The organism is Hylemonella gracilis, from assembly GCF_004328645.1.
Lineage (GTDB): Bacteria > Pseudomonadota > Gammaproteobacteria > Burkholderiales > Burkholderiaceae_C > Hylemonella > Hylemonella gracilis_B.
Genome location: NZ_CP031395.1, coordinates 2,280,289 through 2,305,933, shown reverse-complemented (window position 1 = coordinate 2,305,933; position 25,645 = coordinate 2,280,289). Strand labels below are relative to the sequence as shown.

The following is a 25,645-nucleotide window of genomic DNA, read 5'->3' as shown; positions in this document are numbered from 1 at the left end:
GACATACCGTGACACTCAAATTCAAGACTGCCCTTCTGGGCGCCGCGCTCTTGCTGCCCGCCGTCTTTGCCTGCGCGCAGGACATCCAGGACCGGGTGATCAAGTTCGGCCACCTGAACAATGCTGGCCATCCGACCAGCCTGGGCGTGCGCAAATTCGCCGAGATCGTCGCGGCCAAGAGCGGCAGCAAGATCAAGGTGCAGGAATTCCCATCGTCACAACTGGGCAACGAACTGCAGCAACAGTCGGCGCTGCAAGGCGGCGTGCAGGAGATGCTGGTGGCATCGACAACTTCGCTGAACGGCATCGTCAAGGAATTCGGCCTGCTCGACTTCCCCTTCCTCTTCGCCAATGCCCGGCAGGCCGATGCCTTGGTCGATGGTCCGCTCGGGAAAATGCTCGCCGCCAAGTTGCCGGAAAAAGGCGTGGTGGTGCTGGGCTTCTTCGATCTGGGCTTTCGCAATGTCACCAACAGCAAACGGCCCATCACGAAAGGCTCGGACCTGGAAGGCCTGAAGCTGCGCGTGATCCCCAACCCGGTGTTCCTGGAAACTTTCAAGACCTTCAAGGCCAACCCGGTGCCCATGGCCTTTGCCGAGCTATATGGCGCGCTCGAAACCAAAGCTGTCGATGGCCAGGAGAATCCCTTTGCCGTCATCGAGTCGAGCAAGATCTACGAGGTGCAGAAGTACGTGAGCGGCACCAACCACGTCTACGCGACCAATCCCATTCAGATCAGCAAGCGTTTCTGGGACCGCCTCTCGCCGGTTGAGCAGAAACTTCTGCAGGACGCTGCTATCGAAGCCCAGAACTGGCAGCGCGTTGTCAGCCGCGAGGTTTCTGGCAAGGCCCTGAGCGAACTGACGGCCAAAGGCATGATCTACAACGACATCGCGCCTGCCGAACTGGCCCGCATGCGCGCCGAGGTCCGTCCCGTTTACGAAAAGTTCTCTGCTGCCTACGACCCGGCCATCGTGACCCTTTTCAAGGCTGAACTGGAACGGATCTCGAAGCTGTGAGTCAAATGAAAATCCTTGTCCTGCACGGCCCGAACCTCAACCTGTTCGGGCGCCGTGAGCCACACATCTACGGGACCACGACGCTTGCGCAGATCAACAGCATGCTGGCGGAGTTGGCAAGCGAGCTGGGCGTGACGCTCTCCACACTCCAATCGAACCATGAAGGGGCGCTGATCGATTTCCTGCACGAGCACATCGATACGGCGGATGGCGCGATCGTGAACCCGGCCGGCCTCACGCAGCACGGCGTGCCGCTGCACGACGCAATCAAGGCCATGCCGTTCCCGGTGCTGGAGGTCCATATGTCCAACATCGCTGCCCGAGAAGCCTGGCGCAATCATTCGATCATTTCGCCTGCGGTGAAGGGAACGATCCAGGGTTTGGGACGACATTCCTATCTCCAGGGGCTGCGGGCCATCGTGGAGATCGTGCGGGACAGCCGGACCGCCATCGCAGCAGGTCAAACGTTGTAGTTCGGATTCAACACCTGAAGCGATCTCCGAAAAGTGATCGCTTCAGGCGCGAATTCAACATGCCTGTTGAAACATCCATGAAGTTCGAAACCAGATTGAAAGGTCCGTCATGGCGTTGATCGGTAAGGCTGCGGTAGCTATGTGGTGGCATATCGCTCCAGAGCAACGCGTCGAATTCCTCGACTGGCACACCAGCGAGCACTTTCCAGAGCGGCTGCATATTGCGGGTTTTCGACGCGGTACGCGTTGGGCCAGCGAGGACGACGAGACGGGCTTCTTCGTGATGTATGAGCTCAGTGACCGGGAGGTACTGGCCGGACCCGCGTACTTGGCGCGCCTGAACGCCCCGACACCCTGGTCCGTGAAAATGATGCCTCATCACACAGGCATGATCCGCAGCCTGTGCGAAGTGACCGCCAGTGCCGGAGCTGGCGTTGGACGCTACATGCTCACGCTGAGACTATCGCCGGCAGCTGAGCGAACCCTGCAATTGCGCGCGCACCTGGAAGAACTCGTTGCAACCCTAAGGACGCGACGCGGTGTGACAGGTGCGCATTTATTGGAGAGAGCCGATTTAGGCAAGGTCGCGCAGACGCAAGAGCAACGTATTCGAGGTCAGGATCGCACGGCGGACTGGGTGTTTCTGGTCTGCGGCTATGACGCAGCATCCGTGCGCAGCCTGCTTGCAGCGGAGTTGGCGCCGAGCGTGCTGGCGCTACAAGGTGCGGCGAGTCTTGAAGAGAGCAGCAAAGATGCTCATGTCGCAGGGCTCTATGGCATTTCCGCCACCCTGTCGGCAGCCGAGGCATGAGCCGGGGCCACGACCGAGCAGAAGCTCAGCAAGAAGTCACCGACGAATCGCGCAGTGACCAGCGCCAGACCGGCCACGCCGCTGCTAGCAAGGCCGCACGCGAGGCCCACTCCCGAGGCTGAGCCTCAGCCGGGTGGCGGCGCTGCGGCAGGTCATTGCCGGCCGTTGCGGCGGTCGTCATGGCAACCCTATACTTCGTGAATGAACGAACCAGTACAAAGCCGACGCGCCCGTCCCGGCCGCTCGGCGGCGCCGGCGCGCAAGGCGCCCGGCCGGACCAACGATCCGGAACGCACGCAGGCCGACATCCTGCGCGTGGCCGAGGCCGAGTTCGGCGAGAAGGGCCTGGCCGGCGCGCGCATCGACGAAATCGCCGAGGCCACGCGCACCAGCAAGCGCATGATCTACTACTACTTCGGCAGCAAGGAAGGCCTCTACCTCGCCGTGCTGGAAGAAGCCTACCGGCGCGTGCGCGACATCGAGTCCGAACTCAAGCTGCAAGACTTGGAGCCCGAGGAAGCGCTACGCCGCCTGGTGGCCTTCACTTTCGACCACCACCTCGATCACGAGAGCTATATCCGTCTGGTGATGTCCGAAAACATCCACCGCGGAGAGTACCTCGCGCAAAGCCCGCGCATCCAGGAACTCAACGTGCCGGCCATCGCCGCGATCCGCAACCTCTACGAGCGCGGCATCAAGGCGGGCATCTTCCGCAAGGGCCTGGACCCGGTGGACATCCACGCCTCCATTTCGGCCCTGAGCTTCTTCAACGTTTCAAACCGGCACACCTTTGGCCTGATCTTCAAGCTCGACATGACGACGCGCGCCTACATTGCCCAGCGGCGCGACAACGTAGTCGAAATGATCGTGCGCTTCATGCGCCTGAACTGAATCCGGAAGCGCGGCGCCCGCCGGGGCACCAGTGATCCGGGTTATCCCCCGTTCAAAAACTAACCAGTTCGTACAAAATAAAAGATTGGAGACCTCGTTGTGATTCAAAAACTGATCGACCGCATTTGTCAGGGCTTCAACGCCTTGATGGTCATTTCCATGGCCCTGATGGTGCTCATGGTGTTCGGCAACGTCGTGTTGCGCTACGGCTTCAACTCCGGCATCACCGTGTCCGAGGAACTGTCGCGTTGGCTTTTCGTGTGGATGACCTTCCTCGGCGCGGTGGTGGCACTGAATCGTCGCGGCCACCTCGGCACGGATGCCCTGCTATCGCGGTTGCCGTTGCTGGGCCGCAAGGTCTGCTTCGTGATCGCCCAGTTGCTCATGCTGGCCATGTGTTGGCTGATGTTCAAGGGTACCTGGCAGCAGACCCTGATCAATCTGCAGACCACCAGCGCCGTCATGGAGGCTTCCATGGCCTGGCTTTATGGCAGCGGCATGGTGTTCGCCGCCCTTGCGGCTCTCATCATCCTCAACACGCTCCTGAAATTCCTGCGCGGAGACATGTCGGACGCCGAGCTGATCGGCTTTTCGGAATCGGAGGAAGCTCCGGCCGACAAGAACAATACGCGGCACAGTGACATGCAGGAGAACCGCGCATGACCATCGCCATCTTCCTCACCGCCCTGCTGGGCGCCATGGCGCTGGGCGTTCCCATCGCTTTTTCACTGCTCATCACCGGCGCCGCGTTGATGTGGCATCTGGACATGTTCGACGCCCAGATCCTGGCGCAGAACGTGATCGAGGGCGCCAACAGCTTCCCGCTGCTGGCCGTGCCTTTCTTCATGCTCGCGGGCGAAGTCATGAACACCGGCGGCCTCTCGCGCCGCATCGTCAACCTGGCCATGACCCTCGTGGGTCATGTACGCGGCGGCTTGGGTTATGTCGCCATCCTGGCCGCGGCGCTGATGTCGGCCCTGTCGGGTTCGGCCGTGGCCGACGCCGCCGCGCTGGCCGCGCTGCTGCTGCCCATGATGATCAAGGCCGGCCACGACAAATCGCGCTCGGCCGGCCTGCTTTCGGCGTCCGCCGTGATGGGCCCCATCATCCCACCTTCCATCGGCTTCGTGATCTTCGGGGTCGCGGCCAATGTCTCAATCTCCAAGCTGTTCATTGCGGGCATCGTGCCCGGCATCATGCTGGGGGCCTCCCTGTGGGTCACCTGGTGGTGGCTGGTGCGCAAAGAGAAAACCGAGCCGCCGCCGCGCGCCTCGCGCCAGCAGGTGGTGACGGCGTTCAAGGACGCAACCTTCGCTATCGGTCTGCCGCTGATCGTGCTCGTGGGTCTGAAGTTCGGCGTCTTCACTCCGACCGAAGCCGCCGTCGTGGCCGCCGTTTACGCGCTCTTCGTCTCCATGGTGATCTACCGCGAGTTGAAGTTCTCGCAGCTCTACGCGCTGTTCGCCTCTGCCGCGCAGACCACGGCCGTGGTTATGTTCCTCGTGGCGGCCGCCATGGTCTCGGCCTGGATGATCACCGTGGCCAACCTGCCGGCCGAACTGGTGTCGCTGCTGCAGCCCCTGCTGGATCGCCCGATCCTGCTGATGTTCGTGATGATGCTGATCACCATGCTCGTGGGCACGGCCATGGACATGACGCCGACCATCCTGATCCTCACGCCGGTCTTCATGCCCCTGGTCAAGGCCGCCGGCATCGACCCCGTGTACTTCGGCGTGCTGTTCATCATCAACAACTCGATCGGCCTGATCACGCCGCCCGTCGGCACCATCCTCAGCACGGTGGCCGGCGTGGGCAAGATGAGCATGGACGCCGTGACCAAGGGCGTCTGGCCGTTCATGATCGCCCAGTTCATCCTGATGTTCCTGCTGGTCTTCTTCCCCAGCCTGGTCATGGTGCCGGCGCGCTGGTTCTACTGATTTCCGAGCGGCTGTGGCATCAGGGTACGCCACCGCAGCCGCCTTCGTGACGGGCGTCCCAGAAAAATCGGAGACAAACCATGAAACGACTCTTCCTCAAGACTCTGACAGCCACCTTGGTGGTCGCCGCTTTCGGCCTGTCGCAAGCCCAGGCGCAGACCAAGACCATCAAGTTTGTCAACCAGAACGCCAAGGGCCACCCCATCGTGCTGGGCATGGACAAGTTCGCCGAGATCGTGGAAGCCAAGTCCGGCGGCAAGCTCAAGGTCCAGGTCTTTCCGGGCGGAGCACTGGGCAGCGACCAGGCCAATGTATCGGCCTTGCAAGGCGGCACGCTGGAGATGGCCTCGATGAACTCGGGCATCTTCGCCAGCCTGGTCAAGGACTTCGCCATCTATGACTTCCCCTTCCTGTTCGCCAACCCGGCAGAAGCCGACGCCGTGGTCGACGGCCCCTTCGGCAAAAGCCTGCACGCCAAGCTCGAAGAGAAAGGCCTCGTGGGCCTGGGCTACTACGAGCTGGGCTTTCGCCACATCAGCAACAGCAAGCGCCCGATCACCAAGGTCGAGGACATCGCCGGCCTGAAGCTGCGCGTGATCCCCAACCCGATCAACATCGACTGGGTGTCCGCTCTCGGCGCCAACCCCACGCCCCTGCCCTTCCCCGAACTCTATGCCGCGCTCGAGCAGAAGGCCGTCGACGGCCAGGAAAACCCGGTCGCCACGATCAACGGCGCCAAGCTCTACGAGGTTCAGAAATACCTCGCCCTGACCTACCACCAGTACAACCCGCAGTCCATCGTGGTCAGCAAGAAGTTCTGGGACGGCCTGTCCGCTGGCGACAAGAAGATCGTGCAGGACGCCGTGACGGAATCGATCAAGTACCAGCGCGAGCAGTCGCGCGCCTTGGCCGGCAGCCTGCTGGAAACGCTCAAGCAGAACGGCATGCAGGTCACCGAGTTGCCCGCCTCCGAAGTGGCCAAGCTGCGCGAGAAAATGAAACCAGTGATCGCCAAGCATTCCGCCAATGTGGGCGAGGCCACCGTCAACGCCATGATGGCCGAGCTGGCCCGTCTGCGCAAATAAACCCGGTTCGAAACGACACGATACGCAGCATCCGATGAACGCACGAGCCTTCCAGGGCGCCCTGATCGACGGCAACACCGAGTTGATCGCCCATCTGGGCTTTCCCACCCACAGCTTCAAGGCACCGCTGATCTACAACCCCTATTTCGAATCGATCGGGGTCAACGCAGTGGTGGTGCCCATGGGCTGTCGACCCGATTCGTTCGCCGGAGTGCTGCGCTCCATCTTCCTGCTGGAAAACATCCGTGGCGCCCTGATCACCATGCCACACAAGGTGAGTACGGCGTCTCTGCTGGACGAGGTCACGCGCACCGCGCGCGTCGCTGGTGCCTGCAACGCAGTCAAGCGAACGAGCGATGGCCGACTCGTCGGCGACATGTTCGATGGCGAGGGGTTCGTGCGCGGCGTGCGCCGCAAGGGTCTGGCGCTCCCAGGTGCCAGCGCCCTGGTGGTGGGCAGCGGGGGCGTGGGCTCCGCCATCGCCGCGTCGCTGGCCGCCGCGGGCGTGGCCCGGTTGGCGCTCTACGATCTGCACATGTCCAGCGCCGACGCCCTGGCGCTGCGCCTGCGCACCGAATACCCGGCGCTCGTGGTGGACACCGGCAGCAAGGACCCGGCAGGTTTCGACTTGGTGGTCAATGGCACGCCCTTGGGCATGAACCCGGGCGACCCTTTGCCGGTGGATGTCGACCGCCTGTCACCGCACACATTCGTGGGCGAGGTCGTCATGCGCACGGAGATGACGGCCTTCCTGGCGGCCGCACAGGCACGCGGCTGCCCCATCCAAGTCGGCACCGACATGCTGTTCGAGATGATCCCCGCCTACCTGGAGTTCTTCGGATACCCCAGCGCGACGGCCGAGGCCCTGCGTGCCGTGGCGCGCCTGAATTCCGCGCAACTGCCATCCTGATTCCTGCCCGACCGGAGGCTCCATGAGCGATTTGCTGCACCACCCCGAACATGCGAGAGAGCCCTTGCAAGCCTCTTTCAGCGACGAAGCCAACCCCATCGGCCTGGATGGCATCGAGTTCATCGAGTACACCACCGCCCAACCCCAGGCCCTGGGTCAGGTGCTGGAAATGATGGGCTTTTTCCCCGTAGCACGGCACCGCTCCCGAGAAGTCACCCTGTACCGCCAAGGCGGACTGAACATCGTCGTCAATGCCCACCCGGCCGACGTGGCGGGCTCGACGCACGGCGCGGACCGCCCCAGCCTGAGCGCCATCGCCTTGCGCGTGCGTGATGCCCGCGCCGCCCGCGCCTACGTGCTCGCGCACGGTGCGTGGGAAGTTCCCACGCACCCCGAGGCCATGGAGCTGAACATCCCGGCCCTGCACGGCGTCGGCGGCAGTCGCATCTACCTGGTCGACCGCTACCGGGATTTCTCCATCTACGACGTCGACTTCCTGCCGATCCCCAACGTCCAGCCCAGCGGTCAGGCCGAGCTGCCCGGCCTGCGGTTCTTCGGCGTGGTGCAATACATCGGAGCCAACCGCGCCTACGACTGGATCGAGTTCTATGCGACGCTGCTCGGCGCGCAGTTGATCCCGGACGAACAACGTTTCGGCATCATGCCGGCTGGCAAGCTGATGCAATTGCCAGCCCTGGAGGCTGGCAACACCTTCATGCTGCAGCTCATTGAACCCAGCATCGAGGACAGCGACAGCCGCGAAAGCCTGCAGCGCATCGGACTGGGCGTGCCCGACGTGCTGGACGCCGTCAGGCGGCTGCGTGCCCGCGGGGTGGAGTTCGTCGAAAGTCCCGCGGCCCACACGGAGCAGCGTGGCGCCCTCACCAAGGCCTACCTGGGCGGCGTGGTGTTCGAGCTCGTGCACTCCCAGCCCAAGGTCACGCCATGAACGACCGGCGCAGCATGGAAGCCGCCATCCGCGGCTTCGGCATGGACACCATCACGCTGGCTGGGCCGCTGGGGGCCAAGCTGCGGGCCATGCAAGAAGCTGGCTTCAGCCAGGTCATGCTCAAGGCCAACGATTTGGTCGGTCATCCCGAGGGTTGGCAAGCAGCCGTCCGTGAAGTGCGCCAAAGCGGCTTGCGCGGCACGGGCTTCCAGGTGTTGCGTGACTTCGAGGGCCTGAGTGGCCATTTGCACGAGTACAAGGTCGACATCGCCAAGACCATGCTCGAGATGTGCGCCGCGCTCGGTTGCGACGTGCTGCTGGCCTGCTCGTCCACCTCGACACACGCCAGCCAGGACCTGGACCACATCGCGCGCGACCTGCACAAGCTGGCCATGCTGGCCGTGCCGCATGGCATCCGTATCGCCTACGAAGGCCTGTCCTGGGGGCGCACGATCAACGAGTACACCACGGCCTGGGACGCGGTCTGCCGCGCCGACGCACCCAACCTCGGGGTCTGCCTGGACTCGTACCACATCCTCGCAGCCAAGACCCCGCTCGACGCCATCCTGGACATCGATCCTGACAAGATCTTCCTGGTGCAGCTGTCAGACTTCATGTGGCAGGAAACGCGCACCTTCGAGGAACGCATGGCCACGGCCCGGACCTACCGGGTCTTTCCCGGCGAAGGGGTGCATTCCGAGCAGATCATCGAACTGGTCCGCAAGATCGACCAGCTGGGTTACACGGGCGATTACAGCTTCGAGGTGTTCAACGACGACTACCTCCAGATGCCCCTGCCGATGGTGGCCGAGCGCGCGCGCAAATCGGCGCTTTGGCTGGCCGACGACATCCTGCGCTGCTCGATGCCACTGCCCAATCAATTGCGGCTGCGTGCCGCCCGGGCCACTTAGTACGAAAGAGCCAAACCCGACTCAGACGAAGCGCGAGTCCGGAGAATCCTCGGGCCAGTCGCGGATGTAGGCCTTGAGCAGCTTGTTCTCGAAGTCCTGCGCTTCCACCACGGCCTTGGCCACGTCATAGAAGCTGATGACACCCATGAGCATGTGCTTTTCCATGACCGGGGTATAGCGAGCGTGCCGCTCCAGCATGAGGCGGCGGACTTCGTCCAACTCCGTGTCCATGGCACAGGTATGCGGCGTGCTGTCCATGGCCACGCGCACCTGCGTGTCACCGACACCGCCCTTGTTCCTCACCACCTGCTGGATCACCTCACGAAAGGTGAGCATGCCCACGAGCTTGCCCTGCTCCATCACGACGAGCGAACCAATGTCCTTCTCGGACATCAGATTGAGCGCGTCGGCCAAAAGGTCCTCGGGCGAGATGGTGTAGAGCGTGTTGCCCTTGACACGCAGGATATCGCTGACTTTCATGATGTGCTCCTCGTCGTTCTACCGTGGGCCGCGCCAGCCCACGCCATGCAGGGCCTGAGGCTACTGCGCCACCGGCTGCGCGGTCAAGTGTCGCATGATTTCCTCGGCGTCGGCCTTCAGTAGGCTCTCCGGGTAGGTTTTCGCAAACTCCGTGAAGACGGCCAAGGCTTGCGCCTTCTGTTCGGACTCCACCAGGGCCACGCCCTTCTGGAAAACCTCCAGCTCCGCCGCGTCGATGGCCTGCGGCTTGGCCTCCCCCTTCCAGTAGACGTCCGAGGCCGCGACCGCGGCGCCCCGCACGCCGCCCACGGCCGTCGAGACGTTCACCTGCTTCTGGGGCGTGAGCTGCTCCACCTTCATGCGCAGCTTTTCCATGAAACCGGACATGCCGCCGCCAGCGGGCACGGCGGCGGGTGCGGTGGGGGTTGGGGCGGGAGTTTGCGCCCACGCAGATCCCATGCTCAGGACGCAGAGCACGCCCACGATGAACCCGGCCCGCCGCGGCAGCGCCGGGCTCTTCAGGAGTGATTGGAACGATGGCATGGCGGCTTTCCTCCAAATGGAATTGTCGATCCGGCGCTCAGGACTTCAACCCGTCGGTCTCAGCCGGCGCCTGCACGGCGGGCACCGCCGGGGGGTGGGCACAGGCGCGGCGGGAACCGCCGAGGACGAGGCGGGTGGCGCCGCGGGCGTGGTGCTCAGAGTGTTCATCAGTTCCAACCCCAGCGCCTTGTACTTGTTCGCCACGGCGGCATCGATCTTCTGCGCCTGGTCATAGGCCTGTTTGGCCTGTTCGATGTTCTTCCCGGCACGGTAAGCCCGCGCCAAATTGATGAGGATTTCCGCATCCTGAGGATCGGCCTGCGCGGCGTCGGCGTAGAACTTCTGCGCCTGCGGGAACTGGTCTTCCAGCATGTGCAGATTGCCCAGATTGTTCAGGGCGGCGGCGTCCTTGGGGTTCAATTCGACCGCCTTGCCGAAGTACTTGCGCGCCTCCGCGTTGTCGCCCATGTGCGCGAGGATGATGCCGACCTGCAGATGCGCGTTCGCGTCCTTGGGATTGGCCTTGATGGCCTGCAGATAGCCGCGAGTGCGCGTCTGCGAGCTGATCTTGAGCACGGAACCCATGTCGTTGGGGAAGCGTTTCTCGACCTCGTCGCGGCGCACGGCATGGGGCTGCCACTCATCCTCGGGCAAGCTGGCGGGCTTGAAGGTCTCCCAGGCGGCGTGGATGTTGAACACCTCGAAGCCCTCCTTGCCCTTGGTCTTGTAATAGGTCTTCGCGCCGTCTTCCCAGGCCTGGTTGAAGGACTTGCCGACCAGTGTCGCTTCCACCGGAATCCAGAGCATGCCCTCGTGCGCCACGTACATCTCGTTCATGGTGTAGCCATCGGTCGGCGCTTCCACGCCGGTGTTGAGCATGAGCAGCATGTGGCCGGGCACCAGCAGCACGCGGGTCGAGATGCCCAGGCTTTCCAGTGACGCGGTGTACAGGCCCACCAAGTCGTCACAGTCGCCCGAACGCCGGCGCAGCGTCTCGCGCGGGTACTGGATGTAGTCCACGATGGAGACGTTGTTCGAGGTCTTCTGGTAGGGGTTGGTCGGGTCCTGCACATAGGTCAGGCCCAGCACCCCCAGGGTCTGGAAGAGCGCGGCGGCGATCAGCGTCGGCTCCTTGACGGCGCCGAACTCAGCGGCCACCGAGCGCGTGAAGTTGACGATCAGCGGGTCCTTGGGCGTGATGAAGGCCGCGTAGCGCCCAGGCTCGTCCCAGCTCATGCGGTGTTTGTCGTAGATGCTGATGGTGCGCACTTGGCTGAAGGTCTTGGCCTGCCCTTCAGCGAAATAGCTGGCCTCCAGCTTGGCTTGCACCGGGGTGTCTTCGGTCAGGCTCAGGATGCGGTTGTTGAACACCGCCTTGAGGGGCACCTCGGCGCTGGCCCCCGGCTCCAGCAGGGCCAGACGCTGTTCGGTCGGGAAATCCATGAAGGTGTTCAACACGAAGCTGACCTTGACGTTGGTCAGCGGCGAGGTCGTGTTGTTCGTCAGCTTGACCACGCCCACGCCATCCAGCTCGTAGAGCTTGTAGCTGTTGGAGAAGACATTGGCGAGTTGCGTGGCGTCGATCTCCAGCGGCGGGCGGGTGTCCACCTGGGTCTTGGCCTGGATCTGGCGCTTCTCCGATTCCAGCCCGTCGATGCTGATCGCGCTCAGCCAGTAGCTGTAATCGGTGCTGGAGGCCAGCTTTTCGCGCCGGAACTCGGAGATCGAGCTTTCCGCCACCTGCTTGAACTTGTCACCGTCCTTCTCGTACAGACGGTAGGCCGAGACCATGTCCATGGGTTTCCAGTGCAGATGCAGGCTGGACGGCGTGGCGTCGGCTTGCACTTCGTCCGGCGGCGGCGGGGTGTATTTCAGGGCCGCCGCGGCCACCACCGTGCCCAACGCGCCCTCCTGGGCTTCGGCGAGGGTGGTTGACGCAACGCGGTAGTGGTACTTGACGCCAGGCTGCAGACCGGTGTCGGCATAGGCCGTGCTCGGGCTGACCCCGACCCGCTCCCATGGCCCGCCCTCCTGCTCCGAGCGGTAGACCGCATAGGCTCCCACATAGTTCAGCGGAGAAGCCGTCCAGCTCAGCGCCACGCCATGCACGGCGGGCGACGCCTTGACGCCCTGCGGCGGCTTGGGGCGGTAGCCGGCGGCGAAGAGCTGCACGCGCGCCTGCTCGCCGTCCGCGATGAAGAAGGTGCTGGCGTCGCGTGCGGCGATGGTCTGCGCACGGGCCAGCTCACCGGCCTCCTTACCCTCGGCGCCAAAGGTGCGAACCAAGCGGCCGGCCTGATCACCCTGTTGCCCATACACATTGACACGGTCCGGCGACAGCACCAGGATTTCTTCCTGCGTGACCAACAAGCCCTGCGGCTTTTGCAGGCGCTCGTCCTCGCGTGCCGGGTCGTTGCCGAACTCCCGCAACGGCGTGCCGTCGGGGCCGTACACGGTCACGGTGTTGCGACCGACGTCCAGCACATGCAGGTTGTCCTTGTCGTCGATGACCAGCGCCGTGGGTTCGTCCAGCTTGTCTTTGAGGCCTTTGTCAATCACGCGGAAGAACACCCCATCCGGCGAGAACCCCTGGATGCGACTGTTGCCCGTGTCGGCCACGTAGAGGCTGCCATCGCTGGCGAAGGCGAAATCGGCGGGTTCATCGAACTGACCATTGCGGCTGCCACTGCGGCCGATGGTCAGCACCGGGTTGCCAGCCGCATCGAGCTTGTGCACCTTGTCGTTCTTGCGCTCCAGCATCCAGAGCGCGCCGCTCTTGTCGTAAGCCAGCGCGGAGGGTTCCAGGCCTTTCTTGAGCTTGAGCTCGGTGGTCTTGCCCTCCGCGTGGAGCAGGATCACATCCGACTTGCCTCGCGCGACACCGGCCAAGGTGCCCTTGCCGTCCCAGGCCAGGCGGCTGACGGCCAGCGGCAGACTCTGGCGCACACGCACCACGGGTGGCAGATCGGCCAACTCGGCGGTCACCGCGCGCGCTGCGGGCACCCGGAAGTGGTGCAGCAGGCCCTGCTGCGGGTCCCCGACATAGACGTTGCCGGAATCGTCCGTCTCGAAGGCCAGGCCAGCCAGACTCATGAACTGCCCGCGCCCATCCCCCTTGGAGCCGAAATAGCTGGGCTGTCCGCCCGCCGGCAGGTAGCGCTGGATAGTGAACTCGGCCGCATCCGTGACGTAGGCGCTGCCGTCCGGCCCCATGAGCATGGCGGCGGGCTTGCCGTTCTTGGGCAGCACGCGCAGAAAGCGGCCGTCTGCCGCATAGATCTTGACCTGGGAGCGGTCGCTGAAAATGCCGCCGGCCGCATCCAGCACGTAAATCTGCCCCTTGGGGCTGACCGCAACGCCCGTGGGCTGCTCCAGCTTGTAGGGCGACTTATCGACGTTGAGGGCCTTGTTCGCGGCATGGCGGTCGATGGCTAGCGACGACAGGTAAACCCCGTTGTCGCCGTACATCTGGATGCGGCGGTTGCCCGTGTCGGCCACGTAGACGATGCCGCCCGCGATCGCCAGGCCCTGAGGCGAGGACAAACCGGCCTCGCCACGCCCGCCGATCGTGCCCTTGAACTTGCCATCCAGGCCGTAAAGCACGACACGGTTTTCACTGCCATCGAGCACGTAGATCGTGTCGCCGACTGCGACCGCCTCCTCGGCCCGGCCCAGCAGTTTCTTGCCCTTGGGGTCTTGCGCCTGCAGGGTGAAGGCGAGCTGACCGGATTCCACATCCAACGCATCCACCTGGCCACTCTTGCGCGCCACGTACAGATGCTTCGCATCCATGCCCAGCAGCTTGCGCAAATCGGCCGTGGTCACGGAGCGCACGAACTCCACACGCGGGGTTTGTGCCTGCACGGTCCCCGACAAACCGACCCACACCAGACCGGCGCTGCCCAGGGCCGTCAAGCCCGAAACCAGGGCGCTGGCGGAGAACATCCTGAGTGCGGCAAGGGTGGAACGCATGGTCATCGATCCTCTGGAAACGAAGCAATCGTGCAAAAAAACTTGAAGGAACTGGCTAGGCATCGTGAGTTTTCGTCTCGGAACGGGTTTTGTCCATCGGCACTTGCGCCGGTCCGGCGGCTCATTTTTCCTGCCGATTGAACACCCCGTCCCAATCCACCCCAGGCGGTCGAGCCTGGAATTCGATACAGCGTTGCAAATATAGCTTGCTCGCCCCATCACCCGGAAAATCCGCCGTCAGCATGCGGAAGGAATTCACAGCTTCATCCCAGCGCCGCGCGCGGTAGTGCTCCAGGGCTGCCTCGAAGCGCTCGACCAGCGGGTCGGCGCTTGCCACGGCCGAGGCGGGCGCGGCGGGCCGCAATTCGAACAGTTCCACAGGTTCGGTCTTGCCCACGACGCGCACGCAATCGAGGCGACGGAAGCGGAATTCAGCGCTCGCCTCCACCAGCCGCCGAGTCGATTCCCCGACCGTGAAATCGATGCCGTAGGTCTTGCCCGCGCCCTCCAGGCGCGAGGCTTGGTTGACGGTGTCGCCGATCACGGTGTATTCCATCTTCTGCCCGGTCGAGCCGATGTTGCCCGCCACCACCCGGCCACTGAGAATGCCGCCCCGTATCTGGAAAGGCTCCACCCCCCGTGCCTGCCAGGCGGCGGTCAACTCAGCCATCTTCTGCTTCATGCCCAGGGCGCAGCGCAGCGCCAGGCGGGCATGGTCTGGCTGCGGCAGCGGCGCCCCCCAGTAGGCCATGATGCCGTCGCCCATGAACTTGTCCACCGTCCCGTCGTGCGCGTGGATGATCTGCACCATGGCGGACAGGTACTCGTTCAGGCGGTCCACCACCACCTCGGCCGGGTTGCGCTCGCTGAAGGTAGTGAAGCCCTTGATGTCGGTGAACATCACGGTCACCTCGCGGCTGTCCCCCCGATGCGCGCCGCATCCGGGTTCTCTTCCAGCTGATTGACCAGCTTGCCGGACACATAGCTGGAAAACATGGCGCGCATCTGCCGCGCACTGCGCTCCAGCACCATGAAACGCCAGCCCCCCCAAGCAGCAAGGCCAGCACGGCCGCCACCGGCGGGTAGACCATGCTGACCCACTGCCCTTGCAGGAACATGCCGTAGGCGAGGCACAGGTACAGCGCCACCAGGCCCAGCACGGCGGGAATGGCGCGCTGCAGGCGCAAACGCGCCGTGAAGGCGAAGCTCAGGAAGCCGATCACCACGATCATCAGCAGATCGAACAGGGCCTGCATGCCCGTGCGATGGATGTAGCGCTGGCTCAGAATGTTGTCGGCAACGGCGGCATGCACTTCCACCCCCGGCGTGTTGGGGTGAAAGGGCGTGACCCGCATGTCATACACCCCCAACGCGGTTGCGCCGAGGAAGACAGCCTTGTCGCGCAACAGGACCGGATCGACGCGCCCTTCCAGCACATCGACGAAGGAGACACGCGGGTAAGCACCCGCCGAGCCCAGGTAGTTGATCCACAGCGCACCGTCGCCGTTGACAGGCACGCTGCGCAACAGTTCCTGGCCCCGCGCGATCCAGACCCGGAACGGTTCCGCGCCAAAGGTGTCGGCGCCCAGCATGAACAGCGCCGCGGACAGGCCCAACGCGGGCATCAGACGGGTCTGCCCGGACGGGCCGTCCTGGTAGGTGATCTGGAGGTCGTTGCGGCGGTTCACCCCATCGTCCTCGGGCCTCAGATTGATGTGACCACGCCCCGCCGCAGCCGCCTCCAGCGCGGGCAGGCTGCCGGTGCGCCCGGTCACACGGCCCTGCGCATCGAAGGCGAAGGTCGAAGCCAACACCACATTGCCTGCGCGCGCGAGCGCGCGGGCCAGCGCGTTGTCCACCTCCGTGCTTTCCGGCTCGGGGAAAAACACATCAAACAGAACGACCCGCGGCTTGATCGCCTCCAGTTTGTCCAGCAGGCGCACATACTGCTGGCGTGTCCATGGGTAACGCCCCAGCGCGGCAATGCTCTTGTCGTCGATGGCGATGATGGTGATGTCGGACTGGACCGGCAAGGGACCGCGCAAGCTCTTGAAGCGCAAGTCGTAGCTGCGCGCCTCAAAGCTCTCCAGAAAATCGTTCTGCGCGTAGTAGAGCCACACCACCCCGACCACGGAGACCAGCGCAAGCAGCAGGGACACCCAGCGCGGCCCCCGGGCACCCCGAGGGGCTTGCGCGGCGTCCTGCGCCTTGCCGGCCATACCGGTCTGTCTGGCCTTGCCGGCCTGTGTATTCCGGCCCATGTGCTTTCCTCTCTTGCCTTGTCCTCGGGCGAGGTGCACTATACCTGCCACCCATTCCAGCATCAGCAGGGCGACACCAACCCAACCGCCTCATTTCAGGAGACAAGCATGAACCATGCAACGCAAGCCGGCAACACCGACGGGATTGATCCCCGCGACTTCACGCGTTTTGCCGACTTCTACCCCTTCTACCTCGGCGAACACAGCAATCGTACCTGCCGGCGCCTGCATTTCGTGGGCAGCAGCTTGGCCTTGATCTGCTTGGGCCTGCTGCTGGCCACAGGGGGGTGGTTCTGGCTGGTCGCGGGTCTGCTCTGCGGCTACGGTTTCGCCTGGGTGGGCCACTTCGTGTTCGAGAAGAACAAACCCGCCAGCTTCAAGCGCCCGCTCTACAGTTTCATGGGCGATTGGGTCATGTACAAGGACATCTGGAGCGGCAGGATCCCATTCTGAACCGCGAGCTACGGCTCAGGTACAACGTGTTGCGACAGCGCCCCTGCTGGCGGCAGGCCAACAACCAACCTGCGGTACACGCAGGCGAACTCGGCGCTGGCCTCAGCGCGTTGCCGCCAGCGCGTCGTGCAGGTTCAGCTCATCAAGTTTGGCCTTGCGCCAGAGCCCCGCACGACGTGGCAGCAACAGGGCATCCACCAACGGCGCCAGCAGCGCGCGCTCGGGGTCGATCAGCAACACCAGACGCATGGGTTCGCCACGCATGCCACCGGCCAGCCGCCCCACCCAGTTCAGACGTTCCAACACCTCGGCCAGGGGTTCGAGCTGCAGTGGGTCGACCCGCAACTTGCTCGAAAGCTGCATCAGCGTCATGCCGTGACTGGGCGCGCGCCGCGCCAAGGCCAGTACCCGCACCATCTCCAGGGCAAGCTGAAACTGCCAGCCCGGCTCGGGCGCCCGGCGTGCCACCCCGGCCAGCAGGCTGGGCAGGTAAGCGGTAATCACCGCACCCAGCAGCACGATGACCCAGGCGGTATAGATCCAGATCAGCAGGATCGGCACGGTGGCGAAGGCGCCATACACCGCCGAATAAGTCGGCACGGCCTTGAGGTAGTAGGCCAGCAGCTTTTTGGCTGCCTCCAACATCACGGTGGCAAAGATCGCCCCCGTCCAGGCATGCATCCACTTCACGCGCGTGTTGGGAACGTAATGGTAGACCGCAGCCAGCGCCAGCGCCGCCGACAGGGATTCGAAGAGATCGAGTGCCAGTCGCAAGCTGGGTGAGAGGCTGGACGTCGGGCCAAGGTAGGACGTTCCCAGCAGGCTGAGCATCATCAGCAACGGTCCGAGGGTGATGGCTGCCCAGTAAACCAGCAACCGTTGCCCAAAGGCGCGCGGACGTTGCACGCGCCACAGCGCGTTGAAGGTGCGGTCGATGGTGAAGATCAGCCCCAGCGCGGTCAGGAACAGCACGCCCAGCCCGGTCCAGCCCAGCCGCCCGGCGCGGCGTGAAAACTGACTCATGTAGGCAAACACCTGGCGGGAAATGCTCTCGGGCACCAGGCTCTCGATCAACCACTTCTGCAGCACGTCCTGGAACTTGGCGAACATGGGGAAGGCGGTGATCAGCGCCAGCGCCACGGTCAGCAGAGGAACCAGGGCAATGGTGGTGGTGAAGGTCAGACTGCCGGCGGTCTGGCCCAAGCGGTCTTCACGGAAGCGCTCACGCAAGGTCCACGCGGTATTGCGCCAAGGAAAACCCGCTACGCCCTGGACGAAGGCGCGTACCCGGCGGTGCAATTTGGAGAAGAAACGAAAGAGGGCCCGCATCCCGCTATCATGCCAGCCTCCATGGACGAAGCACTCGCACACCCCCCCGATTCCGTAACAGCCCGTGACGCGAACACCGCGCATACCCCCCCGGTCACGGCGGCCCGCGCCCACGTCCATCTGAGCCGTCGCCTGACCGTGGCCAGCCTGATCGCACTGATCGCACTGGGCCTGGCCTGGGAGCTGTGGCTGGCACCGATAGGCCGAGGCACGCTGGCCGTGAAGGTGCTGCCCCTGTGCCTGCCGCTGGCCGGCCTGCTGAAGAACCGCATGTACACCTACCGTTGGTTAAGCCTGCTGGTCTGGCTCTACGTCCTTGAAGGCCTGATCCGCGCCACCAGCGGTGAGCCCGTCCGCGTCGTGGCGCTGGCGGTGGCCGAAATCCTGCTGGGCTTGGCCCTCTTCACCGGCTGCGTGCTGCACATCCGCCTGCGCCTGCGCGACGCGCGCCAGCCCCGGACGTCCGAAACTGCTTCCGCAACGCCATGACTGCCGAATCGACCTCCCGTCTGATCGCCGAATTGCGCCGCATCGTCGGCCAGGACCACGTGCTCACGCAGGACGATGGCGCGGACCTGCGCGCCTGGGAACTGGATTGGCGGGGCCGTGTGCGCGGCACCGCGCTGGCCGTGGTACGTCCAGCTTCCACGCAGGAAGTGGCCAACGTGGTCAAGGCCTGCACCGCGGCCCGCGCGCCCATCGTCCCGCAGGGTGGCAACACCGGCATGGTGGTTGGCTCCACACCCGACACGAGCGGCACTCAAGTCGTGCTCAGCCTCACGCGTCTGAACAAGGTGCGCCAGCTCGACGCCGGCAACATGACCATCACCGTGGACGCGGGCTGCGTGCTCCAGACACTGCAGGAACAATGCGAAAAGGCGGGTTTCCTATTCCCGCTGAGTCTGGCTTCCGAAGGCAGTTGCACCATCGGCGGCAACCTCGGGACCAATGCCGGTGGCACCCAGGTTGTGCGCTACGGCAACACGCGCGAGCTCTGCCTGGGCCTGGAAGTCGTGACTGCCCAGGGCGAGATCTGGGATGGCCTGACGGGTCTGCGCAAGGACAACACGGGTTACGACCTTCGCCACCTCTTCATCGGCAGCGAAGGCACACTGGGCATCATCACTGGCGCGACGATGAAGATCTATCCCCTGCCCAAGAGCCAGCTCACGGCATTCGCCGCCCTGCCCTCGCTGGAGGCTGCAGTGCAACTGCTGGGTCTGGCGCACGAGCACCTCAGCGCGGGTCTGACCGGCTTCGAAGTCATGGGCCAGTTCGCGCTGAGCCTGGTGAACAAGCACTTCCCGCAGCAGCGCGTGCCTTTCTGGCAGGAATCACCTTGGTGCGTCGTCCTCGAGAATTCCGACAACGAGTCCGACGAACACGCCCGCGCGCAATTCGAGCGCCTGCTCGAAGCCGCGATGGACGTTGGCTGCGTGAGCGATGCCGTGGTGGCCGAGAACTTGACCCAGGCCAAGGCGCTCTGGCACATCCGTGAGAGCATTCCGCTCGCGCAGGCTCAGGAAGGGCTGAACATCAAGCACGACATCTCAATCAATGTCTCGCGCATCCCGGCCTTCGTGGCGGAGACCAACGCCTTGCTCGAGCAGAAGTTCCCTGGCGCCCGACTCGTCACTTACGGCCACCTTGGCGACGGCAACCTGCACTACAACGTGCAAGCGCCCGAAGGCGAGGACCAGAAACGTTTCTTGGCCGAGCAAGAAACACCGATGAACCAATTGGTGTACGAAGTGGTGGACCGCTACCGGGGCTCCATCAGCGCCGAGCACGGCATCGGCAGCCTCAAGATCGACAAGCTGCCCGAGCACAAATCGCCGGTGGCAATGGGCCTGATGCGCAGCATCAAGCAGGCGCTGGATCCGCTGAATCTGATGAACCCGGGCAAGCTGCTGCACACCGAGAATCGCTGACCATGACTACCCCGACCGTGCACCGGGCGCGCCCCGTGCGCAGCCAATACGAAGACTTCATGCGCCATGTGTACACGCACGGTGTCGCCAAATCCGATCGCACCGGCACCGGCACGAAAAGCGTGTTCGGCCACCAGATGCGTTTCGACCTGAACGAGGGCTTTCCGCTGGTGACGACCAAGAAGGTGCACCTCAAGTCCATCATCCAGGAACTGTTGTGGTTCCTCACGGGGTCGAGCAACAACAACTGGCTCAAGGAACGCGGCGTAACCATCTGGGACGAATGGGCGCGCGAGGATGGCGACCTGGGCCCGGTCTATGGTGTGCAGTGGCGTAGCTGGCCCACCCCTGATGGCGGGCACATCGACCAGATCAGCGAAGTCATCAAGACGCTCAAGAGCAACCCCGACTCGCGCCGCATCATCGTCAGCGCCTGGAACGTGGCCGAGCTGAGCAAGATGGCGCTGATGCCCTGCCACGCCTTCTTCCAGTTCTACGTCGCGCCCTCGCAAGTCGCCGGTGAACCGGGCAAGCTGAGCTGCCAGCTCTACCAGCGCAGCGCCGACATCTTCCTGGGCGTGCCCTTCAACATCGCGAGCTACGCCTTGCTGACGCACATGGTGGCCCAGCAATGCGGCCTGGGCGTGGGGGACTTCATCTGGACAGGTGGCGACTGCCACATCTACAGCAACCACCACGAGCAGGTGGAACTGCAGCTGAGCCGCCAGCCCTATCCTTACCCGGTGCTGCACATCAAGCGCCAACCCGATTCGATCTTCGACTACCAGTACGGGGACTTCGAGGTGCTGGACTACCAGTGCCACCCGGCCATCAAGGCGCCGGTCGCGGTGTGAAGCGGCGCCTGGTGCATCCGTGATCTCGCCCCGGCAACTGACGGCCCTGGTCATCCTCACGCTCATGTGGGGTCTCAACTGGCCCATGATGAAGTTCTCGCTGCGGGAACTGTCACCCCTGTACTTCCGCGCCCTCACCATGAGCTGCGGGGCGCTCTTCCTCTACGCCTGGTACCGCGCCCAGGGCCTGCGCCTGTGGCCGCGCTGGGAACGCGGTGGCGGCGAGTGGCGCGCCATCGTGGTCATCGGCGCGCCCAACATCCTGGGCTGGCATGCGCTGTCCATCCTCGGGGTGAAGGAACTGGCCTCGGGCCGCGCCGCCGTGCTCGGCTTCACCATGCCGATCTGGACCGTGCTGCTGGGCGCGCTCCTTTTTGGCGAGCGGCTGACGCGCCGCACCCTGCTGGCCGTGGTCGCGGTGGCGGCGGCCGTCACCCTGCTGGCCTCCAGCGAGTTCGCCGCGCTGTCGGGCCGCCCCCAGGGCATCGTCTGGATGATGCTGGCCGCCCTCTGCTGGGCCATTGGCACCCTGCTGCTGCGCCGCGCCCACCTCACCCTGCCGCTCGAGGCCCTGACCATCTGGAGCATGATCCTCTCCAGCCTCTGTCTCTGGGCCATCGCCTTTACCAGCGAGCCCTGGCCAGCCTGGCAATTCAGCGGGCCCATGTGGCTCGCCCTGGCCTATGCCGCCTTCATCAACTACGGCTTCGCCCAGACCCTGTGGACCGGCCTGGCCCGCCACCTGCCGCCGGCCACCAGCGCCATGAGCGTGATGGCGATCCCGCTGGTGGGCACGCTCAGCGCCGCCCTGCTGATCGGCGAGGCACCGCACTGGCAGGACTGGGCGGCCATCGTCTGCGTGACTGCGGCCATCGCCGCCGTGCTGCTGCCGCCCGGCGTGCTCGGCCGGGGCGGCCGAAAGGAAGTGGCATGACACCCCAGAACCCGAAGCTCCACCTGATCTACGCGCGCGCCGCCAACGGCGTGATCGGCAAGGATGGCGTGATGCCCTGGCACCTGCCCGAAGACCTGGCGCACTTCAAGCGCACGACCCTAGGCGCGCCCGTCATCATGGGCCGCAAGACCTGGGAATCGCTGCCGCCGCGTTTTCGGCCGTTGCCCGGTCGCCGCAATGTGGTCGTGACCCGCCAGTCCGGCTGGAAGGCCGACGGTACGCAGGGCGAGGCGGCTGTGGCGCATTCGCTCGACGAGGCGCTGCAGCATTGCCGCGATGCGGCGGACGTCTGGATCATCGGCGGCGCACAGATCTACGCGCAGGCCCTGCCCCTGGCCAGCACGGCGGTGGTCACGGAAATCGAGGCCGACTTCGACGGCGACGCCTACGCGCCCGTGCTCGGCCCCTCCTGGGTGGAAACCGGGCGGGAACGCCTGGTGGCGGCCAACGGGCTGACCCTGAACTTCGTCACCTACACCCAGCGCATGGCCGGCTGAGCCCCTGACGCGCTCACAGGGTCCGTCGGGGCAGAGGTGCGCGGCGTCCCGCCTCAGAAAGTCGAGTCGCTCCGACATGTGTCACGGCATTTCGCTACAGTTCGGTCCCGCGAATCCCCATTTCGCGTTTTTCATCCCACCTTTTCTTTTCATCCATTACAAGCCCATTTCATCATGTCTGGACAAGGTTTTCACGTGCATGGTCCGCACGACCACGAACTCGAACATGCCGCGCAGCACGCCTCCGAATCCGCCGGTCACGGCAAGCAGGGAGGCGGGCTGACCAATCAGATCGCCATGTTCACGGCCATCATCGCCACGGTCGGCGCGATCTTTTCCTACATGGGTGGCGCCACCCAGGCCAACGCCGGCCTCTACAAGAACAACGCGGCCATCAAGAAGACGGAAGCCGCCAACCAGTGGAACTACTTCCAGTCCAAGAGCACCAAGCAGTCTCTGGCCGAGGTCTCGCGCGACCTGACCCCCAGCGCGGCGGAAAAGGCCAAGTACCAGGCCAAGATCGCCCGCTACGAGACCGAGAAGGAAGAGATCCGCAAGCAGGCCGAGAAGCTGGAGGCCGAGTCCCTGGCCTGGGACCATCGCAGCGACGAAGAACTGCACCTGCACCACCGCTGGGCCCAGGCCACGACTGTGCTACAGGTTGCGATCGCGATCGCCGCCATCGCGCTGCTCACGCGCAAGCGGTGGCTGGAACACCTGATGCTGGTCGGTGGCGCCCTGGGCGTGACCGTCGGTGCGCTGGCCCTGTTCCACTATTGAACCCGACTGCAGTGCCATGAAACTCGCCACCTGGAACGTGAACTCCCTCGGCGTGCGCCTGCCCCAGGTGCTGGATTGGCTGGCCGCGCAGGCCGCAGGCGGCGCACCGATCGACCTGCTGGCGCTGCAGGAACTCAAGCTCACCGATGACAAGTTCCCTCACGCCGAATTCGAGGCGGCGGGTTATCGGGCCGAGGCCTTCGGCCAGAAAACCTACAACGGCGTGGCGCTGATTTCACGCCTCTCCCTGCCCGCCTTGCGCGACGTCACGCGCAACATCATGGGCTTCGAGGACGAACAGTCGCGCGTCATCACGGCCACGCTGGACACGCCACAAGGCCCGCTGCGCGTCATCAATGGCTATTTCGTCAACGGCCAGGAGCCGGGCAGCGAGAAGTTCGCCTACAAGATGCGCTGGATGAACGCGCTGAATGCCCAGGTCCGGGCCGAATTGGCCTCGCAAACCCGGCTTGTCCTGCTCGGCGACTACAACATCGCGCCGGATGACCGTGACTCGTACGACCCCGAGGGCCTGCGCGAAACCATCCACCACACCACGCAAGAACGTGAGCAGTTCAAGGCCCTGCTGGCGCTGGGCCTGCACGACGCCTACCGCCTGTTCGACCAGCCAGAGAAAAGCTACTCCTGGTGGGACTACCGCATGCTGGGCTTCCAGAAGAACCGCGGCCTGCGCATCGACCACATCCTGGTCAGCGAGGCGCTGAAGCCCGCCGTGCGGGGTTGCACCATCGACCGCCTGCCCCGCAAGAACAAGCAGCCCAGTGACCACGCGCCGGTGGTGTTGGAACTTCAGGGGTTCTGAGCCCTAGACCGATCCTCCGCGCCGCCGCACACCGTGGACACCCTGGGTTATGCCTTGTTCCCGACGCCGCTCGGCCACTGCGGCCTGGCCTGGAGCGCGCGCGGGCTGACCGGCGTCCAGCTCCCGGAGGCCGACGAGGCGGCCACGCGGACACGCATGCGGCGACGTTTTCCGGGCGCCCCGGAGATCGAGCCGTCCCTCTCCGCGCAGGTGGCCATCGTCGCCATCACGGCCCTGCTGGCGGGCCATCCCCAGGAGCCACGGGATTTGACGCATCTGGTGTTGGACATGGAGGGCGTGCCGCCCTTCCACCAACGCGTGTACGAGTGGGTGCGGCGCATCCCGCCGGGCGAGACCGGGACCTACGGCGAGGTCGCCGAACAACTCGGCGCGCCCGGCACCGCGCGTGCCGTGGGCCAGGCGATGGGATCGAACCCCTACGCTCCGGTGGTGCCTTGCCATCGCGTGCTGGGCGCTGGCGCGAAAGGCGTCGGCTTCTCCGCCCACGGCGGTACGCAGACCAAGCTGAAGATGCTGGAACTGGAAGGCGCGCGCTTCGGCGGGCCGGGACTGTTCGACTGACACCCCGGAACGCAGCACCCGGCGCGCCTGCCCCGATGGCTCGCGCGGCGTGTCAGGCCAGGCCAGTGTGCGTGCCCGCGCCCACGAGACCACCACCCTCCGCCCGCCAGCGCCGCTGCCCGAAGCGCTGCCGGTATTCCGCCATGGTCAGCCCGGTCTCACGCTTGAAAAGACGCTGGAAGGAGCTGGCGTCTTCATAGCCCGTCTGCCAGACGATCTGACTCACCGACTCGCGCGAGGCTTCGAGTTGCGCCTTGGCGGCCTCGATCCGCAGACTTTGCTGGTACTGCAGGGGCGTCAGTCCCGTGGCCTGGCGGAAGCGGCGCATCAGCGTGCGCGGTGTCAGCCGCAATTGCGCGGCGAGGCCATCCAGATCAAAAGCTTCACGGTAGTGGGTTTCCAGCCACTGCTGGCCCAGTGCGATGGCCTCGTCGCCATGGTCGCGCCGCGGCACCCAGAGCCGGTAAGCGTTCTGTCCGCTGGTGTGGCCATCGGCCAACATCAGACGAGCAGTCTGCGCCGCCACGGCCTCGCCTTGCATCTGGCTGATCAACCGCAGCACCGTGCTGGAAAAAGACTGCGCCCCGCCGCCGCACAGCAGGCGCTCGCCCTCCACCAGCAGGCTGTCGATACGCAGTTCCACGCGCGGGAACAGCGTGCGAAAGGCCTCCTCGCCCCGCCAATGGGTGGTGGCCAGCCGACCATCCAGCAAGCCGGTGGCCGCGAGCAGAAAACTGCCGGTGCAGCAGGAGGCGAGCAGGCCTCCGGCCTCGTGCACCGCGCGCAACCAGGCGATGAGTTTTTGCTGTCCCAGTAGTGACTGCTGCATGCGCGTGGCACCGAAATTCGCGGGCGGGCCGGAAGGCAGGAAGGCGATGGCCACGGCATGCGGGTCCGGCAAATTGGACTGCGCCGGCATGCTGACCCCATTCATCGTCTCCACGGGCATGCCGTCCGCCGAGACCAGCATGGGCTGGAACCGGACGTCGACGCCCGGGAACTTGCGGGCCACGTAGTTCGCCGTGCTCAGCATGTCCATCACACCGAGCACACCGGACAGCACACATTGCGGCGTGAGCACCAGCGCAACCTTCAGAGGAGGTGCCCCCTCAGTTTTGGCGTTATCAGCATTCATAGTGTCGATATTGCCACTTGGATCCCCGAGCTGGCAAGCAGAACATCCCGTCCTGTGCATTTCA

Annotated in this window: 25 protein-coding genes and 1 pseudogene; 19 read left to right on the top strand and 7 right to left on the bottom strand. The window is 64.7% G+C overall.

The window, feature by feature from the left end:
• The first annotated feature begins 8 nt into the window (after positions 1-8).
• The 10 genes from DW355_RS10940 (at position 9) to DW355_RS10895 (ending at position 8,986) form a co-directional block, all read left to right on the top strand.
• Complete coding sequence (locus DW355_RS10940; protein ID WP_131280077.1) at positions 9-1,019, top strand: TRAP transporter substrate-binding protein; 1,011 nt, start codon at positions 9-11, stop codon at positions 1,017-1,019.
• A gap of 5 nt (positions 1,020-1,024) precedes the next feature.
• On the top strand, positions 1,025-1,492 hold the full coding sequence (locus DW355_RS10935) for a type II 3-dehydroquinate dehydratase (RefSeq protein ID WP_131280075.1): 468 nt from the start codon (positions 1,025-1,027) through the stop codon (positions 1,490-1,492).
• 109 nt (positions 1,493-1,601) lie between these two features.
• Complete coding sequence (locus DW355_RS10930) at positions 1,602-2,303, top strand: hypothetical protein (RefSeq protein WP_131280073.1); 702 nt, start codon at positions 1,602-1,604, stop codon at positions 2,301-2,303.
• Positions 2,304-2,504: 201 nt separating this feature from the next.
• Positions 2,505-3,194 (top strand): TetR/AcrR family transcriptional regulator, encoded by a 690-nt coding sequence (locus DW355_RS10925; RefSeq protein WP_131280072.1) that lies wholly within the window; start codon positions 2,505-2,507, stop codon positions 3,192-3,194.
• 99 nt (positions 3,195-3,293) lie between these two features.
• Entirely contained in the window at positions 3,294-3,857 is a 564-nt protein-coding gene (locus tag DW355_RS10920; protein WP_131280070.1) for a TRAP transporter small permease, read from the top strand.
• Complete coding sequence (locus DW355_RS10915) at positions 3,854-5,131, top strand: TRAP transporter large permease subunit (RefSeq protein WP_131280068.1); 1,278 nt, start codon at positions 3,854-3,856, stop codon at positions 5,129-5,131. Before DW355_RS10920 ends, DW355_RS10915 begins: the two co-directional genes overlap by 4 nt.
• Positions 5,132-5,211: 80 nt before the next feature.
• Complete coding sequence (locus DW355_RS10910; RefSeq protein WP_131280066.1) at positions 5,212-6,216, top strand: TRAP transporter substrate-binding protein; 1,005 nt, start codon at positions 5,212-5,214, stop codon at positions 6,214-6,216.
• Positions 6,217-6,277: 61 nt separating this feature from the next.
• On the top strand, positions 6,278-7,126 hold the full coding sequence (locus DW355_RS10905) for a shikimate dehydrogenase family protein (RefSeq protein ID WP_131282609.1): 849 nt from the start codon (positions 6,278-6,280) through the stop codon (positions 7,124-7,126).
• Between the two features lie 22 nt (positions 7,127-7,148).
• Positions 7,149-8,075, top strand: coding sequence for a VOC family protein (locus DW355_RS10900; protein WP_131280064.1), 927 nt, complete (start codon positions 7,149-7,151; stop codon positions 8,073-8,075).
• Positions 8,072-8,986 (top strand): sugar phosphate isomerase/epimerase family protein, encoded by a 915-nt coding sequence (locus DW355_RS10895; RefSeq protein WP_207388011.1) that lies wholly within the window; start codon positions 8,072-8,074, stop codon positions 8,984-8,986. Before DW355_RS10900 ends, DW355_RS10895 begins: the two co-directional genes overlap by 4 nt.
• Positions 8,987-9,007: 21 nt before the next feature.
• Here the strand turns inward: DW355_RS10895 and DW355_RS10890 are convergent, their stop codons facing one another.
• The 5 genes and pseudogenes from DW355_RS10890 to DW355_RS18130 form a co-directional block, all read right to left on the bottom strand.
• Positions 9,008-9,466, bottom strand: coding sequence for a CBS domain-containing protein (locus DW355_RS10890; RefSeq protein WP_131280062.1), 459 nt, complete (start codon positions 9,464-9,466; stop codon positions 9,008-9,010).
• A 60-nt stretch (positions 9,467-9,526) separates the two neighbouring features.
• Positions 9,527-10,009, bottom strand: a complete 483-nt coding sequence (locus tag DW355_RS10885) for a hypothetical protein (protein ID WP_131280059.1) — start codon at positions 10,007-10,009, stop codon at positions 9,527-9,529.
• A 45-nt stretch (positions 10,010-10,054) separates the two neighbouring features.
• The gene (locus DW355_RS10880; RefSeq protein WP_165493179.1) at positions 10,055-13,981 is read right to left on the bottom strand and encodes a tetratricopeptide repeat protein; all 3,927 of its coding nucleotides are present in this window, start codon (positions 13,979-13,981) and stop codon (positions 10,055-10,057) included.
• Positions 13,982-14,102: 121 nt separating this feature from the next.
• Positions 14,103-14,882 carry an adenylate/guanylate cyclase domain-containing protein gene (locus tag DW355_RS18135; protein WP_242671113.1) on the bottom strand — a complete coding sequence of 260 codons (780 nt, stop codon included), beginning with the start codon at positions 14,880-14,882 and terminating at the stop codon, positions 14,103-14,105.
• A 367-nt stretch (positions 14,883-15,249) separates the two neighbouring features.
• Positions 15,250-16,200, bottom strand: a pseudogene (locus DW355_RS18130) (CHASE2 domain-containing protein); the annotation flags it as partial.
• A 150-nt stretch (positions 16,201-16,350) separates the two neighbouring features.
• On the opposite strand from DW355_RS18130, the gene DW355_RS10870 reads away from it, so the two are divergent.
• Positions 16,351-16,695, top strand: coding sequence for an Mpo1-like protein (locus DW355_RS10870; RefSeq protein ID WP_131280053.1), 345 nt, complete (start codon positions 16,351-16,353; stop codon positions 16,693-16,695).
• Between the two features lie 102 nt (positions 16,696-16,797).
• Here DW355_RS10870 and DW355_RS10865 read toward each other — a convergent pair whose 3' ends face one another.
• Complete coding sequence (locus tag DW355_RS10865; RefSeq protein ID WP_131280051.1) at positions 16,798-18,024, bottom strand: YihY family inner membrane protein; 1,227 nt, start codon at positions 18,022-18,024, stop codon at positions 16,798-16,800.
• A gap of 21 nt (positions 18,025-18,045) precedes the next feature.
• Between DW355_RS10865 and DW355_RS10860 the strand changes: the two genes are divergently transcribed.
• The 8 genes from DW355_RS10860 (at position 18,046) to DW355_RS10825 (ending at position 24,446) form a co-directional block, all read left to right on the top strand.
• Entirely contained in the window at positions 18,046-18,513 is a 468-nt protein-coding gene (locus DW355_RS10860) for a DUF2069 domain-containing protein (RefSeq protein WP_131280049.1), read from the top strand.
• Entirely contained in the window at positions 18,510-19,955 is a 1,446-nt protein-coding gene (locus DW355_RS10855) for an FAD-binding oxidoreductase (protein ID WP_131280047.1), read from the top strand. The genes DW355_RS10860 and DW355_RS10855 overlap by 4 nt, the downstream gene beginning before the upstream one ends.
• Positions 19,956-19,957: 2 nt before the next feature.
• Positions 19,958-20,809 (top strand): thymidylate synthase, encoded by an 852-nt coding sequence (locus DW355_RS10850; RefSeq protein WP_131280045.1) that lies wholly within the window; start codon positions 19,958-19,960, stop codon positions 20,807-20,809.
• Between the two features lie 19 nt (positions 20,810-20,828).
• Positions 20,829-21,743: a DMT family transporter gene (locus tag DW355_RS10845; RefSeq protein ID WP_242671112.1), complete on the top strand. Its 915-nt coding sequence runs from the start codon at positions 20,829-20,831 to the stop codon at positions 21,741-21,743.
• Positions 21,740-22,261 (top strand): dihydrofolate reductase, encoded by a 522-nt coding sequence (locus tag DW355_RS10840; protein WP_131280043.1) that lies wholly within the window; start codon positions 21,740-21,742, stop codon positions 22,259-22,261. The genes DW355_RS10845 and DW355_RS10840 overlap by 4 nt, the downstream gene beginning before the upstream one ends.
• A 174-nt stretch (positions 22,262-22,435) precedes the next feature.
• Entirely contained in the window at positions 22,436-23,041 is a 606-nt protein-coding gene (locus tag DW355_RS10835) for a DUF4337 domain-containing protein (RefSeq protein WP_131280041.1), read from the top strand.
• 16 nt (positions 23,042-23,057) lie between these two features.
• Positions 23,058-23,864, top strand: a complete 807-nt coding sequence (gene xth / locus DW355_RS10830; protein ID WP_131280039.1) for an exodeoxyribonuclease III — start codon at positions 23,058-23,060, stop codon at positions 23,862-23,864.
• Between the two features lie 33 nt (positions 23,865-23,897).
• On the top strand, positions 23,898-24,446 hold the full coding sequence (locus DW355_RS10825) for a methylated-DNA--[protein]-cysteine S-methyltransferase (protein WP_131280038.1): 549 nt from the start codon (positions 23,898-23,900) through the stop codon (positions 24,444-24,446).
• Between the two features lie 52 nt (positions 24,447-24,498).
• Here DW355_RS10825 and DW355_RS10820 read toward each other — a convergent pair whose 3' ends face one another.
• The gene (locus DW355_RS10820) at positions 24,499-25,581 is read right to left on the bottom strand and encodes a GlxA family transcriptional regulator (RefSeq protein WP_165493177.1); all 1,083 of its coding nucleotides are present in this window, start codon (positions 25,579-25,581) and stop codon (positions 24,499-24,501) included.
• Between the last annotated feature and the right edge of the window lie 64 nt (positions 25,582-25,645).

Bases quoted from the DNA above. Each gene is read 5' to 3' on its own strand.
- DW355_RS10935 (WP_131280075.1), top strand. From the start codon at position 1,025: ATGAAAATCCTTGTCCTGCACGGCCCGAACCTCAACCTGTTCGGGCGC.
- DW355_RS10930 (WP_131280073.1), top strand. From the start codon at position 1,602: ATGGCGTTGATCGGTAAGGCTGCGGTAGCTATGTGGTGGCATATCGCT.
- DW355_RS10925 (WP_131280072.1), top strand. From the start codon at position 2,505: ATGAACGAACCAGTACAAAGCCGACGCGCCCGTCCCGGCCGCTCGGCG.
- DW355_RS10915 (WP_131280068.1), top strand. From the start codon at position 3,854: ATGACCATCGCCATCTTCCTCACCGCCCTGCTGGGCGCCATGGCGCTG.
- DW355_RS10910 (WP_131280066.1), top strand. From the start codon at position 5,212: ATGAAACGACTCTTCCTCAAGACTCTGACAGCCACCTTGGTGGTCGCC.
- DW355_RS10900 (WP_131280064.1), top strand. From the start codon at position 7,149: ATGAGCGATTTGCTGCACCACCCCGAACATGCGAGAGAGCCCTTGCAA.
- DW355_RS10895 (WP_207388011.1), top strand. From the start codon at position 8,072: ATGAACGACCGGCGCAGCATGGAAGCCGCCATCCGCGGCTTCGGCATG.
- DW355_RS10890 (WP_131280062.1), bottom strand. From the start codon at position 9,466: ATGAAAGTCAGCGATATCCTGCGTGTCAAGGGCAACACGCTCTACACC.
- DW355_RS10885 (WP_131280059.1), bottom strand. From the start codon at position 10,009: ATGCCATCGTTCCAATCACTCCTGAAGAGCCCGGCGCTGCCGCGGCGG.
- DW355_RS10880 (WP_165493179.1), bottom strand. From the start codon at position 13,981: ATGCGTTCCACCCTTGCCGCACTCAGGATGTTCTCCGCCAGCGCCCTG.
- DW355_RS18135 (WP_242671113.1), bottom strand. From the start codon at position 14,882: ATGTTCACCGACATCAAGGGCTTCACTACCTTCAGCGAGCGCAACCCG.
- DW355_RS10870 (WP_131280053.1), top strand. From the start codon at position 16,351: ATGAACCATGCAACGCAAGCCGGCAACACCGACGGGATTGATCCCCGC.
- DW355_RS10865 (WP_131280051.1), bottom strand. From the start codon at position 18,024: ATGCGGGCCCTCTTTCGTTTCTTCTCCAAATTGCACCGCCGGGTACGC.
- DW355_RS10860 (WP_131280049.1), top strand. From the start codon at position 18,046: ATGGACGAAGCACTCGCACACCCCCCCGATTCCGTAACAGCCCGTGAC.
- DW355_RS10855 (WP_131280047.1), top strand. From the start codon at position 18,510: ATGACTGCCGAATCGACCTCCCGTCTGATCGCCGAATTGCGCCGCATC.
- DW355_RS10850 (WP_131280045.1), top strand. From the start codon at position 19,958: ATGACTACCCCGACCGTGCACCGGGCGCGCCCCGTGCGCAGCCAATAC.
- DW355_RS10840 (WP_131280043.1), top strand. From the start codon at position 21,740: ATGACACCCCAGAACCCGAAGCTCCACCTGATCTACGCGCGCGCCGCC.
- DW355_RS10835 (WP_131280041.1), top strand. From the start codon at position 22,436: ATGTCTGGACAAGGTTTTCACGTGCATGGTCCGCACGACCACGAACTC.
- xth (WP_131280039.1), top strand. From the start codon at position 23,058: ATGAAACTCGCCACCTGGAACGTGAACTCCCTCGGCGTGCGCCTGCCC.
- DW355_RS10820 (WP_165493177.1), bottom strand. From the start codon at position 25,581: ATGAATGCTGATAACGCCAAAACTGAGGGGGCACCTCCTCTGAAGGTT.